Raw genomic sequence first — 13,553 nt, 5'->3', positions numbered from 1 at the left:
CCTAAGTGTGATGCAGATCACGCTAAGCTGGGGTGGTTGGGGGGCAATAAGGTGACATCGATCACAAAAAGGCGCTGTAAGAAAGCAATGATGCCGAAAAATTAAGCAAAACAAGGCGATGAATGTGACTTAAGTCACCTTTTTAAGTAGGTGCTTTGTTGTGTAAGTGTGATCAATGTCACAAACTATTTTTGGTCGAAAATGCGCCAGATCACAATATGCTGCAGCAGATAAGTGAGCTGTAAGGAAGTGACGAAATTCTGAAAAGGGACAACAGACTTTCAGGGTCGCCATTGATGGCGACCACTAAAATAGTTCGGCTGTTACAACCCGCCTTGCACCGCATTTTGTGCTTGCGTCAGCGCTTGCGCGTTGCTGGAGAGATTGCTCATCAGCGTGTTGTATTGCGTTGCCTGATCCTGGGTTGGGAACTGTACGCCGCCATCGTTGAAGGTTACGCGCGTGCCTTGCGATTGCAGATAGTCGCCGGTTTGCACGGCTGCCTGGCTCAGCGCCTGCAGCTGTGGCAGCAGCGGAATCAGCGTGCTCGCTGGCTGCGTCACGACTTTGACGTAGGCCGCGTCATACACTTTCTTCAGATCATCCGGCTGCTTCAGGGTGGCTTTGCTGCTGTCCGCCTGCATTTTGGCGCTCTGAATCTGCTGGGTCAGCACGCTCAGATTGCCGCTGGCCTGGCGCAGGCTATCGCGACGCGTGAGGTAATCCTGCGGTACACGAATCGCTGCTAACTCATCAACCACCGGGCGCATACCTTGCTCAATCGCCTGATTGGTCTGCTGCGAGAAGCCATAAAGGATGGCGTAGTCGCTGGCGTAGTTGCCGAAGGTTTGCTTTTGGTTTTCACTCAGGCTTGGCAGATGTTCGCCGCTGCGCATCACCGTGTTCTGAAGGAAGTCACTGAACGCTTTACGCTGATCGCCCTCTTTGTCACCGCAGGCTGTGAGTTGCAGCACCACTAACGCGCTGACCATCAGCATGCCGGTACGCATCCAGATGCGAGAAATTCCTGACGCCATGATGAACTCCTGTTATGGCTAATTCGATTCGATGGGAATGGTCCTAAAGAATAGTGCAATGGCCTGACGGGTACAACGGGCGGCGTTTGCCTGGTGCGCATAAATGCGCACCCGATAAGGAAATGGCGGAATTCCAGGGTCACCAATAATGGTGACCGTTTTAACACGTTAAATCAAAACACCAGCGCCTGCCCATCCTTACGGCTTTCAGTGGCGGCGATATAGAAGCCTTGCGGATCGCGCACAATCGCCTGCGCACCGCCGAAGTTATAGCCGAGCAAAGGATCTTCCAGCGTGATCTGGTGTCCCATCTCGCGCAGCTTCGCCAGCACGTTACGGTCGATGCCGGGTTCAACCACCACCGCACGTCCTTGCTCAACGCGCCAGCGCGGTGCATCAATCGCTGCCTGCGGGTTTTGCTTATGCTGCATGATGCGCAGCGCCATCTGCAAATGACCTTGCGCCTGCATCGGGCCGCCCATCACGCCAAACGACATTAGCGGCTGGCCGTCACCGTCGAGGGCAAACGCTGGAATGATGGTGTGGAACGGACGTTTGCCGCCGGCCACCACATTGGGATGCTGCGGATCGAGTGAGAAACCGCAGCCACGATTTTGCAGGCTGATGCCGGTGCCCGGCACCACTACGCCAGAACCGAAGCCCATGTAGTTTGACTGTATAAAGGAAACCATCATGCCGCTGGCATCAGCGGTAGAAAGATAAACCGTGCCGCTCTGCTGCGGGGAGCCAAAGGTAAAATCTCCGGCCCGATCGGGATTAATCAACTGCGCGCGCTGTTTTAAATACTCATCACTGAGAAGCAATTCTGCCGGGAACTCGAGGTGATCGTAATCGCTGACATAGCGATCCAGATCGGCCAGCGCCAGCTTCATCGCTTCAATCGACAGATGCAGCCACGGCACCGAATCCGGTTCATAGCGACCAATATCCCACTGCTCAAGAATGCCCAGTGCAATCAAGGTGGCAATGCCCTGACCGTTCGGCGGCAGTTCCTGCACCGATCCGCCCGCAAACGGACGCGATAACAATTCTACCCAGTCGGCGCGATGATTTTTCAGATCATCAAGGCTCAGCGCCGCACCATGCTGCTTAGCAAACGCCACTATCTTTTCAGCCAGCTCGCCACGATAGAAGGCCTCACCGCGCGTTTCGGCGATTTTTTGCAGCGTTTCGGCTTGCGCCGGATTACGGAACAGCTCGCCGGCACGCGGCGGTCGTCCATCGGGCGCAAAGCACTCGACGAAGCCGGGCTGATCTTTCAGCTTGTGGTAGGCGCGCTGCCACAGATGACCAATCAGCGGTGAAACCGGGAAACCATCGCGCGCGTATTCGATGGCCGGTTGCGCTAGCGTGGTGAGTGGTAGCGTGCCAAAGCGTTCGGCCAGCTCCACCCACGCCGAAACCGCGCCCGGCACGGTGACCGCTTCCCAGCCAATTTCCGGCATGGCATCGCGCCCGGCAAAGCGTTCCGGGTTCCATGCGGCGGGCGAGCGGCCCGAGGCATTCAAACCGTGCAGCTGTTTGCCATCCCAGATAATCGCAAAGGCGTCACTGCCGAGTCCGTTGCCGCTAGGCTCCAGCACGGTCAACGCCATTGCACTGGCAATCGCCGCATCTACCGCATTGCCGCCCTGTTGCAACATACGCATCCCGGCCTGCGCCGCCAGCGGCTGCGAAGTGGCAACCGCGTTGCGTCCCATCATCGGTACGCGGTGTGAGGCATAGCTGACGTTAAAATCCAGTTCACTCATGATCGTTCCTTAGTGTGAGTCATCACGTGGGTCGAGCGCGTCGCGCAAACCGTCGCCCAGCAGGTTGAAGCCCTGCACGGTGAGAAAAATAGCCAGGCCGGGGAAAATCGACATCCACGGCGCCTGTTCGAGAAAGCCTTTGGCGGTATTCAGCATCGCACCCCATGAAGGCGAGGGCGGTTGCTGGCCGAGGCCAAGGAATGAGAGGCTGGCTTCGGTAATGATCGCCGAAGCAATCGCCAGCGTGGCCTGCACCAGAATTGGCGATAGCACATTGGGCAGCACGTAACGCAGGATGATCCAGCGATCGGGCAGGCCAATCGCTCGCGCACCGTCAATGTACTCTTCGTGGCGAATGGCAATCACCTGGCCGCGCGTCAAGCGCGCGAAAATCGGCATCGCAGATAAACCGATGGCAATCATAGCGTTTGATAAGCTCGGGCCGAGAAACGCTCCCAGCGCGATTGCCAGAATCAGAAACGGGCATGCCAGCAGCGCTTCGATAAAGCGCGAAATAATGCCGTCGCACCAGCCTTGCCAGTAACCGGCAATCAACCCAAGCGGCACACCAATCAGAATGGCGATCAGCACCGAAATGCAGCCCGCCAGCAGCGAAGTACGGGCGCCCCACACCAGGCGAGACAAAATATCGCGCCCCAGCTCATCGGTGCCAAACCAGTGCAGCACCGTAGGTGCTTTACGCACCGCAAGGAAATTGGCTTTGATGGGATCAAACGGTGCCAGCCACGGTGCCAGCAGCGCCACGGCGACAAACAGCAGCACAATCACCGCACCAATCAGCGCACTTTTATTACGCAGGAACTTTTTCAGCACCCGACGATTCGGCTTTGCCACTGCAGGCAGTGCGCCAGCGGTTAATACCTCGCTCATGGTCAGCCTCGCATTTTCGGGTTAATGATCATATAGAGCACATCAGCCAGCAGATTGAGCAGCAAGAAGCCAATCGCCACCACCAGCACCACGCCTTGCACCACGGCGTAATCACGGTTGAATACCGCATCGACAATCATCTTGCCAAAGCCGGGCAGCGTGAAGACCTGCTCGGTCAGCACCGCGCCACCCAGCAACTCGCCAAACAGCAGCGTGGTGAGAGTAACTATCGGCATCAGCGCATTACGCAACGCATGCTTGAGCACCACTTTCTTTGCCAGCAGCCCTTTGGCGCGTGCGGTGCGAATGTAATCCGCTTTCAGCACGGCGATCATTGAAGCGCGAGTGTGGCGCATTAACGTGGCGGCCAGTCCGGTACCAAGCACCAGCGCCGGCAGCAGCAGCGTTTTCAGGTTCTGCGCCACATCTTCGCTAACCGGCACAAAACCCGATGCCGGCAGCCACTGCAGGTGTACTGAGAACAGCAGAATCAGCAGAATACCGAGCCAGAAGTGAGGCACTGAAATCCCGGAAAGCGCGACAAAGTTGGTGGTGTGATCGACCCAACTGTCTTTGCGCACCGCGGCGATGATGCCCATGCTGATGCCAATCACCAGCGCGATAATCATCGCCAGCAATGACAATTCCAGCGTGACCGGCAATTTGCTGGCGATCAGCGCCGTCACCGGCTCTTTGGTGCGCAGCGACATGCCCAAATCGCCGGTTAGCGCATTACCCATCCAGGCGAAATATTGCGCGGGAATCGGATCGTCCAGATGATATTCCGCCCGCAGCTGGGCGATAACCGCTGGATCGCGCTCTTCGCCCGCCATCGCCAGCACCGGATCGCCCGGCAGCAGCTTTTGCAGTGCGAACACCATAATGCTCACCAGCAGCAGCGTCGGAATGGCCAGCAATAGCCGTTTTACAATCAGTTCCAGCATCCTCGCTCCTTAGCGGTTTACTGCGCCAGACTTACGCCAGCCAAACGTACCAATCCGTCCGGCCAGGCTTTGAAGCCCTGCAGTTTTTTCGACATGCCAAAAATGCGTGGCTCAAAGTAGAGGTAAGCAATCGGCATATCGCTTTGCAGTTGGTTCACCACCTGGGTGTAGAGCGCCTGACGCTGTGCCTGGTCGTTGGTGAGACGCGCGGCATTCAGCCACTCATCGACCTGCGCATTGCTGTAGCGTCCGTCATTGAGCGTGCCTTTGCTGTTAATAAACGAATAGATGCTGCCGTCCGGATCCGGACGACCAGACCAACCCGACAGGCTAAGCTGATAATCCCCACGCTGCTGGCGATCCAACAGGGTGGCGAACTCACTCATTTGCAGATTGAGGTTGAAACCGGCTTCACCGACCATCGCCTGAATCACCTGGCCCACCTGCTGCGCGGTCGGGTTATTGCTGACCAGCAGCGTCAGATTCAGCGGTGTGGTAACACCCGCAGCCTTCAGCAGTGCTTTGGCTTTCTCAACATCGCGCGGTGCGATCGGTGTTTTGACGTGATACGCGCTGACCGGTGAAAACGCCTGATTGGCTGGCGTATATAAGCCTTCAAACGCCACCTGATTCAGCGCATCATGGTCAATCGCCAGTGAGAACGCTTCACGCACCCGCGCATCTTTCAGCGGACTATTAGCATCGACTTTGCCGTTGTTGATATTGAAAGTGATGCCCTGATAACCAAGACCTGTGACTTTTGCCAGCGCCAGTTTGCTATCGGCTTCAACGGTTTTCACATCGCTGGCGGCCACGCCTTCGGTGAGATCCAAATCGCCCGCACGCAGGTTCGCGAGGCGCACTGAAGCATCCGGGATCGGCAGGAAAATCACCTTATCGAAGTGATAGGCGCCTTTATTCCAGTAATTGTCATAGCGCTTCAGCACGATGCGATCCTGCTGAACACGGCTGTCGAACTGATACGGGCCAGAGCAGACCGGATGAGCGGCGAAATCGGGCTTTTTCGCCGCTTCCGGTGCCAGCATGGCTCCGGCGCGGTCGGTCAGTTGGCTCAGCAGCGCCGCATCCGGGTTTTTCAGGTGGAACTTCACCTGCATCGGGCCGCTCACTTCCACGCTTTCAATCGAGGAGATTTCACTTTTACGCAGCGAACCCGGCAGCGTTTGCGCACGTTCGATATTGAATTTCACCGCTTGCGCATCAAATTTTTCGCCATCGTGGAAGGTCACGCCGCTGCGCAGATTCATGGTCAGCGTTTTGCCGTCCTCGCTCCATGCCCAATCGGTCGCGAGACCCGGTACCACTTTGAGGTTTTGGTCAACATCGACCAAACGATCGCACATGGCCGCAAACACAAAACGGCCGTAATAGGTGCGCGCCAGATGCGGATCGAGCATGTCGGGATCGGCGCCCAGGCCGATGCGAATCACGCTGTCAGCCTGGCTGTGGGCGCTAGCCCCGAGCAGTAACAGACCGCTGAGGGCGGTTAATAACGTATGACGAGCTTGCTTCACGGTGTATCTCCAGAGGTTAGGCTTGCTGATTCACCGCCTGCTCAAACAGGGCGCGGCGACGTAAAAAAGCGGCGGAAGGTGGCGCAAGGGTGATGACGCTGCGATCGCGATTAATCTCCTGCCAGCGGTGACAGGCAATTTGACGGCCGCCGCTCAGCACCTGATTAATCGGTTCAAACTGGCGACATTCCGCTGTGGCATAGGGACAACGGGTATGAAAACGGCAGCCGCTAGGTGGATCTGCTGGGTTGGGCAAATCACCCTGCAGCATTGGGATGGTGCGACTGACGCCCGGCTGCATTTGTGGCGCGGAGGCAATCAACGCTTGCGTGTAAGGATGGAGCGGCGCATCAAAAATCTCATCGACGCTGGCCAGTTCGACAATCTGACCGAGATACATCACCGCCACGCGATCGCTCATATGGCGGATCACCGCCAAACCGTGCGCCACGATCACCATCGTCAGGCCAAACTGCTGTTTCAGGCTCTCAAGCAGATTCACCACCTGCGCCTGCACGGACACATCCAGCGCTGAAACCGGCTCATCGCCGAGCAGTAATTTCGGCTGTGAGGCCAGCGCGCGGGCAATACCAATGCGCTGGCGCTGACCGCCTGAAAACTCGTGCGGGTAACGTTCGGCCCAGGCCGCAGGCAGGCCAACGGTGCGCAGCAGTTCGGCGACGCGCGCGTGGCGCTGATCGCGGCTCATCTTTTCATGCAGCCACAAAGGTTCGCCCACAATCTGCTGCACCGTCATGCGCGGATTGAGCGAGGCAAACGGATCCTGAAAGATAATCTGCAATTCGCGACGCAGCTGATTGAGTCGCGCGCCGCTGGCATCGGTGATGCTTTCGCCCTGATAGAACACGTCGCCGGCGCTGGCGGCCAATAAACGCAGCAGCAAACGTCCCAGCGTCGATTTACCGGAACCGGATTCGCCGACAATCGCCAGCGTTTCGCCCGGCATCACCTGTAGCGCAACGCGATCGACCGCCGTCACGCCGCGATTGCGTGAAAACAGCCGGTTGCCCGTGGAGAAGGTTTTGCTTAAATCGCGGCACTCTAAAATCGGCTTCATGCACTTTCTCCCAGCGTGACGTGTTGCTCTAACGGAGCGCGGAAACAGGCCACATGATGATCGTTCGCCAGTGCGCGCAACGCCGGACGATGCTGGTGGCAGCGTATTTCGGCGAAGGGGCAACGCGTGGCAAAGCGGCAGCCAGCCGGCATGTTTTCCGGCAACGGCACCTGGCCGGGAATGGTGGCTAACGCCCCTTCACGCGCGCTCAGGCTGGGAATTGAGCCCATTAGGCCAATGGTGTACGGATGCTGCGGATCGTTGAAAATACGCTCCACGCTGCCGCTCTCCACCACCTGACCGGCATACATCACCGCCACGCGCTGCGCCACTTCCGCTACCACGCCGAGGTCATGCGTGATCATCAATACTGCGGTGCCAGTGTCCTGTTTTAGGGTGTTCAACAGCGCCAGAATTTGCGCCTGAATGGTGACGTCGAGCGCGGTAGTGGGTTCATCGGCAATCAACAGTTTTGGCTGGTTGATCAGCGCCATGGCAATCATCACGCGCTGGCGCATGCCGCCGGAGAGCTGATGCGGATAGGCTTTCAGCCGCTGTTCTGCTGCTGGAATTTGCACTTTTTGCAGAATCGCCAGCGCCGCGTCCATTGCCTGGCGCTTACTCACTTTGCGATGGCGCATCACCGCTTCGCTCAGCTGATCGCCAAGCGTGAAGGCTGGATTAAGCGAGGTCATCGGTTCCTGAAAAATCATCGCCAATTGGTTGCCACGCAGGCTGGCGTATTCACTGCTGCTGAGTTGGCGCAGATCGCGGCCATCAAACAGCATGTCGCCCTGCAAGATTTGCGCACTGTCATGCTGCAAACCCATCAACGTGAGTGAGGTGATGCTTTTGCCGCAGCCCGATTCACCGACCAGCGCCAGCGTTTCTCCCGCCTGTAGCTCCAGAGAAATATCATCCAGTACCGTGACCGGCGAACCACGAAACTGCACGCGCAGATTGCGTAGCGATAAAACGGGATATGCGGTCATGGCGCTTCCTCCTGACGGGAATAGAGCGTTTCCATCAGCGCCTGTTGCAGCGCAAGCAGATGCTCACGCATCGCCGCTGCCGCTTCATGGGGCTGGCGCTGGGCGATGTGCATCACCAGCCGCTGATGATGGGTGTCATAGTTATCCAGGCGTGCCGGGGTACGCGCCTGCACCCGCAAATGCTGCCAGCCGGGATCGCGGCGCACCGCATCGACGGCATCAAACAGCCCGAGCATCAGGCGATTGCCCGCCGCTTCGGCGATGGCGCGATGGAAGGCGCTGTCCCACAGTTCATGCTGATCGCCATCTTCAGGCGGCGTGATGGCGTGCATGCGCTCCAGCAGGCGATTCATTAAGGCGATTTGTTCTTTGGTGGCGCGCAGGGCGGCAAGACTTGCCAGCCCCGGCTCCAGCTGCAAACGCGCTTCCATCACTTCAAGCAGATTCGATTGTTGCGGCAGATCCTGTAGCACCAGCGGTTGCACTGGCGCGGAGGGCCCAACAAAGGTGCCTTTGCCCTGTTTACGCCAGATGCGGCCCTCTTCTTCCAGCACATCTAATGCCCGGCGAATTTCACGACGACCGATGCCAAACCGCTCGGCTAACTCACGTTCGGTGGGCAGCGCGCGATCGGGCGTGTGCTCCTGTTGCTGAATCAGCTGGCGCAGTTGCTCAAGTGCGGTGCTGGAGTTGCGGCTGGTTTCTGGCGTGTCATTCATGATTGGTTCGCCTGTTTATACTTCAGAAAAAGATCGGTAATCGCCGCGTATCCAGCACTTTTCCTGATAAAAGGCGAATTCGGCAGCTTTCTTAGCGTAGGCAAGAAGTGAACCAATATTTAATTGGTTCGGATTAGCGTGTCATCAATGTGTAATAACCACATGATCGCAAAGTAAAAGTTTTTTCAGTGCCGGTTGAGAATTGCGAGAAGCGTCAACGTCCTCACCGGCATACTGCTTCACGGTGGTGCGCGCGCGCTGCTTATCTGTGCAATGCCAGCAGTGCGGCGACGCACGGTGGGTGAATAACCGATGGTTTTCAGCGGGATATAACCTTGGCATCTATTTTGTATGTGTTAACGCAGATGCAGGAGCGATAGCGGGCAACCGAGGTCGCCAGACAATTTGCAATGGGTCACTAGGGTTCCGGTCGAAAGATGCTGGTCCGAGAGTGACCGACCGTCCTCTGACGGTTACACGGCGGGAAAAAAGCCCGGGAGGAAAGCGAGAACGTTGCTCGCCGCCTCCTGCTTTTTTTTCGTCCGTTAACGCCAGAGGAACCATCATGATCAAAGCCTGCCTTCGCCTGCTGTTGCTTTGCACCATCACGCTGTTCAGCGTCAACACGCTGGCCGCCGACAAACCCTCCTTTAAGATTTGCTGGTCGATCTACGCGGGCTGGATGCCGTGGGATTACGCGCAGCAGAGCGGCATCGTCAAAAAATGGGCTGACAAATACGGCATCGATATCCAGTTTGTGCAGGTTAACGACTACATCGAGTCGGTGAATCAATACACCGCCGGGGGTTTTGCTGGTTGCACCATGACCAACATGGATGCACTGACCATTCCGGCCACCGGCGGCGTGGATAGCACGGCGCTGATCGTTGGCGATTACTCCAACGGTAACGACGGCATTCTGCTGAAAGGCGCGGGCAACCTCTCAGCGCTGAAAGGCAAGCCGATCAATCTGGTCGAACTCTCGGTTTCGCATTACCTGCTGGCGCGGGCGCTGGAGAAATCCGGCATGAGCGAGAAAGATGTCAAAGTGGTGAACACCGCCGATGCCGATTTGGTGGCGGCGTTCGGCACCGCCGACGTCAACGCTATCGTTACCTGGAATCCGCTGCTCGCCGAAGCGGAGAAGCAGCCGAACAGCCATCTGATTTTCTCTTCCGCGCAAATTCCGGGCGAAATCCTCGATCTGCTGGTGGTCAACAGCGCCACGCTGCAGAAGTATCCGCAGCTCGGCAAAGCGCTGACCGGCGCATGGTATGAAACGTTGAAAACCATGTCCGGCTCAACCGACAGCGCTAAAGCGGCACGTACACAAATGGCGCAGGCTTCCGGCACCGATCTGGCGGGCTTTGACCAGCAGCTGGCCGCCACGCATCTGTTTAGCGATGCCAAAACCACCCTCGATTTCGTCCAAAGCCCACAGCTCAAAGCCACCATGCAGATGGTCGCCGAGTTCTCGTTCAAGCACGGTTTGCTGGGCGAGGGCGCGCCGAGCGCCGATGTGGTTGGCGTGGCAACGCCTGCGGGCAATTGGGGCGATGCGGGTAACCTCAAACTGCGCTTCACCGATGAGTACACCAAAATGGCCGCCGCCGGGCAGCTGTAAGCGAGGCGATGCCGATGCGTAAGTTGATCAACTACCAACCGCTGCCGCTGGGGCGCTTGCTGCTGGGCATTCTGCCGCTGCTGGCGCTGCTACTGGTGTATCTGTTCGCGTCGGAGGCGCGTCTCAGCCTGAATGCGGCAGACAAGCTGTTGCCGGGCTTTAACGCCATGGGCGACGCCATCAGCCGCATGGCGTTTCAGCCCAGCCCGCGCACTGGCGAATATCTGTTGTGGAGCGATACCGCCGCCAGTCTGCTGCGTTTGCTGTGTGGTGTGGCGATCAGCGCGCTATTGGCGCTGGCGCTGGGTCTGTTCACCGGCGCGCTGCCGGTGGTGCGTGCGGTGCTGGCGCCGCTGGTGACGCTGTTTGCGTTGGTGCCGCCGCTGGCGATTCTGCCGATTCTGTTTATCTGTTTTGGTCTCGGCGAAGTATCGAAAGTGGTGCTGATTGTCATCGGCATTACGCCGCTGATTGCCCGCGATTTGCAGCTGCAGGTGCAGAAGATCCCACGCGAGCAGCTGGTGAAAGCGCAGACGCTCGGCGCGCACAGCGCACAGATTTTATGGCGCGTGATCCTGCCGCAGCTAATGCCGCGCCTGTTGGATGCGGTACGGCTGTCGCTGGCATCGGCGTGGCTGTTTCTGATTGCCGCCGAAGCCATCGCCGCCACGGAAGGCCTGGGGTATCGCATCTTCCTGATGCGGCGTTATCTGGCAATGGATGTGATTCTGCCCTACGTGGCGTGGATCGCGCTGCTGGCCTTTCTGCTCGACCTGTTGCTGCGGCTGATTAGCCGTCGCTGCTGGCCGTGGTATCACGCGAAATAAGGGGCGAGCGATGCCGTTACTGCAACTGAAAAACCTTGAGAAACATTACGGCCAGCAAGTGGTGCTGGAGCGCCTCAACATTGAGGTTGAAGAGGGCGAGTTTGTGGCGATTGTCGGTGCGTCCGGCTGCGGCAAAACCACCTTCCTGAATATGCTGCTGGGCACTGAAGCGCCCAGCAAAGGCCAGCTGTTGCTGGATGGCGAACCTATCCCCGACGAACCGGATGCGCATCGCGGCGTGGTGTTTCAGCGTTATTCCGTGTTTTCGCATCTGACGGTGCTGGGCAACGTGATGCTGGGCGACGAGTTCAGCAGTGCGCGTTGGCTGGGCCGCGTGTGGGGAAAGAAACGCCAGGCGATTCGCCAGCGCGCGCAGGCCATGCTGGCGCAGGTCGGGCTTGAACAGGCACAGAATAAATATCCGCATCAGCTGTCGGGCGGCATGCAGCAGCGTCTGGCGCTGGCGCAGGCGTTGATGAAGCAGCCGCGCATTTTGCTGCTCGATGAACCCTTCGGCGCACTCGATCCCGGCACCCGTAGCGAGATGCACCAGCTGATCACCCGTTTGTGGCAGCAGCATAACCTGACCATTTTCATGATCACCCACGATTTGAAAGAGGGATTTAGCCTTGCATCGCGTCTGCTGGTGTTCGACAAGCTGCGCCACGATCCGCACGCGCCTGAAGCCTGGGGCGCGACCATCACTTACGATCTGCCGCTGGATCGCGCACAGCCATCCGAACCGCAGGTCGCCTAAAGGAGAAAACCATGAAGCCTTACCAAACCTTGTTGCCGAGCGGCGCACACTGGTCGCTGGTGATGCGCAGCGGCAGCGCGCTGACCCTCACCGATGTCGAAGGTGGCGCCAACGTCGGCCTGCTGTTTTACAACCCGGAAAACCTGCTGGAGCGCTATAACGCGCCCGACACCCTGAAGTGCCAGCACACTTTCCGCCTCACCGCCGGTCATTGTCTCTATTCAGATATGGGACGTATTTTCTGCGGCATCGAACACGACAGCTTCGGCTGGCACGAAAGCGTGTGCGGCACGCTGAATGCCGCACAAACCGCCGCGCGTTTTGGGGCCAGCACCTATCAGCAGGCGCGCAATCTGCGCCATCAAAATGGCTACGACAGTTTTCTCGTCGAGCTGGCCAAATATGGGCTCGGCCAGCGCGATATGGCGTCCTGCCTCAACCTGTTTGCGCAGGTGCGCGCCGACGACAGTGGCACTTTGCAGCTGGAACGTCAGGGCGCGGCGGGTGCCAGCGTGCGTTTACGTTTCGCGATGGACACGCTGGTGCTGCTGCACACTTGCCCGCATCCGCTCAGCGCATCGCAGGATTATCCGCGCCACCCGGTGCAGATCGAACTGGATGCGCAACACGCGCCGCTGCCGGCGATGTGTCTCGAGCGCGACGAGAATCAGCGCGGTCTGCGCAATAACGCGCTGTATCAACTGCAAGGAGAAATGTGATGATCATTGAAAGTCAGCGCAATCCAGCCGAAGCGCGCTTCCAGCAACAAATTGATGCCGGTGATTACTGGCTGCAGCGCATCGAGGCGGGCCAAACACTACGCATCACCGATCTTGAAGGCAATCAAGCCGCCGATACGCTGTTTTTCAATGCTGAGGATACCGCCGAACGCTACAGCATGAGCGACACGCTGCGCGGGCAAAACAATGTGTTTCTGACGGCCGGCAGCGTGCTGCGCTCGAACTTTGATCGCCCAATGCTGACCATCACTGCCGATACCTGCGGCCGTCACGACACGCTCGGCGGCGCTTGTTCGTGCGAGAGCAACACGGTGCGCTATGACCTGGAGAAGCGCCATATGCATTCGTGCCGCGATAGCTGGATGCTGGCGGTGGCGGAACAGCCGGAGTTTGGCCTGACGCGCCGCGACATCACCCACAACATCAACTTTTTCATGAACGTGCCGGTGACGCAGGATGGCGGATTGACCTTTGCCGACGGCATTTCTGCGCCGGGCAAATATGTCGAGATGCTGGCGCACATCAACGTGCTGGTGCTGATCTCCAACTGCCCGCAGCTCAACAATCCCTGCAACGGTTACAACCCAACGCCGATTTTAGTCAGCGTGTGGTGATTCTCTGACGCAACGGGACGACC

Annotated in this window: 13 protein-coding genes and 1 riboswitch; of the genes, 5 read left to right on the top strand and 8 right to left on the bottom strand. The window is 58.2% G+C overall.

What is annotated here, in order from left to right:
* Positions 1-323: 323 nt before the first annotated feature.
* The 8 genes from K5Y33_RS20235 to K5Y33_RS20200 form a co-directional block, all read right to left on the bottom strand.
* Positions 324-1,037, bottom strand: a complete 714-nt coding sequence (locus K5Y33_RS20235) for a DUF3053 domain-containing protein (protein WP_110867877.1) — start codon at positions 1,035-1,037, stop codon at positions 324-326.
* 173 nt (positions 1,038-1,210) lie between these two features.
* Positions 1,211-2,809, bottom strand: coding sequence for a gamma-glutamyltransferase family protein (locus tag K5Y33_RS20230; protein WP_222234985.1), 1,599 nt, complete (start codon positions 2,807-2,809; stop codon positions 1,211-1,213).
* A gap of 9 nt (positions 2,810-2,818) precedes the next feature.
* On the bottom strand, positions 2,819-3,700 hold the full coding sequence (locus tag K5Y33_RS20225; protein WP_101763820.1) for an ABC transporter permease: 882 nt from the start codon (positions 3,698-3,700) through the stop codon (positions 2,819-2,821).
* Positions 3,701-3,702: 2 nt separating this feature from the next.
* A complete protein-coding gene (locus K5Y33_RS20220) occupies positions 3,703-4,644 on the bottom strand; it encodes an ABC transporter permease (RefSeq protein WP_137384873.1) in 942 nt (313 codons plus the stop codon).
* A gap of 17 nt (positions 4,645-4,661) precedes the next feature.
* A complete protein-coding gene (locus tag K5Y33_RS20215) occupies positions 4,662-6,179 on the bottom strand; it encodes an ABC transporter substrate-binding protein (protein ID WP_222234984.1) in 1,518 nt (505 codons plus the stop codon).
* 16 nt (positions 6,180-6,195) lie between these two features.
* Complete coding sequence (locus K5Y33_RS20210) at positions 6,196-7,257, bottom strand: ABC transporter ATP-binding protein (RefSeq protein ID WP_101763817.1); 1,062 nt, start codon at positions 7,255-7,257, stop codon at positions 6,196-6,198.
* Positions 7,254-8,249: an ABC transporter ATP-binding protein gene (locus K5Y33_RS20205; protein WP_222234983.1), complete on the bottom strand. Its 996-nt coding sequence runs from the start codon at positions 8,247-8,249 to the stop codon at positions 7,254-7,256. The genes K5Y33_RS20210 and K5Y33_RS20205 overlap by 4 nt, the downstream gene beginning before the upstream one ends.
* On the bottom strand, positions 8,246-8,968 hold the full coding sequence (locus K5Y33_RS20200) for a FadR/GntR family transcriptional regulator (RefSeq protein WP_110867883.1): 723 nt from the start codon (positions 8,966-8,968) through the stop codon (positions 8,246-8,248). The genes K5Y33_RS20205 and K5Y33_RS20200 overlap by 4 nt, the downstream gene beginning before the upstream one ends.
* A 407-nt stretch (positions 8,969-9,375) precedes the next feature.
* Positions 9,376-9,470, top strand: a riboswitch (guanidine-I (ykkC/yxkD leader).
* A gap of 63 nt (positions 9,471-9,533) precedes the next feature.
* On the opposite strand from K5Y33_RS20200, the gene K5Y33_RS20195 reads away from it, so the two are divergent.
* The 5 genes from K5Y33_RS20195 to K5Y33_RS20175 are packed head-to-tail and all read left to right on the top strand — an operon-like array spanning position 9,534 to position 13,530.
* Positions 9,534-10,592, top strand: coding sequence for a putative urea ABC transporter substrate-binding protein (locus tag K5Y33_RS20195; protein WP_101763814.1), 1,059 nt, complete (start codon positions 9,534-9,536; stop codon positions 10,590-10,592).
* A 14-nt stretch (positions 10,593-10,606) separates the two neighbouring features.
* Positions 10,607-11,419 (top strand): ABC transporter permease, encoded by an 813-nt coding sequence (locus tag K5Y33_RS20190; RefSeq protein ID WP_101763813.1) that lies wholly within the window; start codon positions 10,607-10,609, stop codon positions 11,417-11,419.
* Between the two features lie 10 nt (positions 11,420-11,429).
* Positions 11,430-12,176 (top strand): ABC transporter ATP-binding protein, encoded by a 747-nt coding sequence (locus K5Y33_RS20185; protein WP_222234982.1) that lies wholly within the window; start codon positions 11,430-11,432, stop codon positions 12,174-12,176.
* An 11-nt stretch (positions 12,177-12,187) separates the two neighbouring features.
* Positions 12,188-12,895: an urea amidolyase associated protein UAAP1 gene (locus tag K5Y33_RS20180; RefSeq protein WP_222234981.1), complete on the top strand. Its 708-nt coding sequence runs from the start codon at positions 12,188-12,190 to the stop codon at positions 12,893-12,895.
* Complete coding sequence (locus K5Y33_RS20175) at positions 12,895-13,530, top strand: urea amidolyase associated protein UAAP2 (RefSeq protein ID WP_222234980.1); 636 nt, start codon at positions 12,895-12,897, stop codon at positions 13,528-13,530. The genes K5Y33_RS20180 and K5Y33_RS20175 overlap by 1 nt, the downstream gene beginning before the upstream one ends.
* Positions 13,531-13,553: the final 23 nt, after the last annotated feature.

It is taken from the genome of Pantoea sp. DY-17 (assembly GCF_019795975.1).
Taxonomy (GTDB): Bacteria; Pseudomonadota; Gammaproteobacteria; order Enterobacterales; family Enterobacteriaceae; genus Pantoea; species Pantoea leporis.
This window is presented reverse-complemented; position numbering and strand designations above follow the sequence as displayed.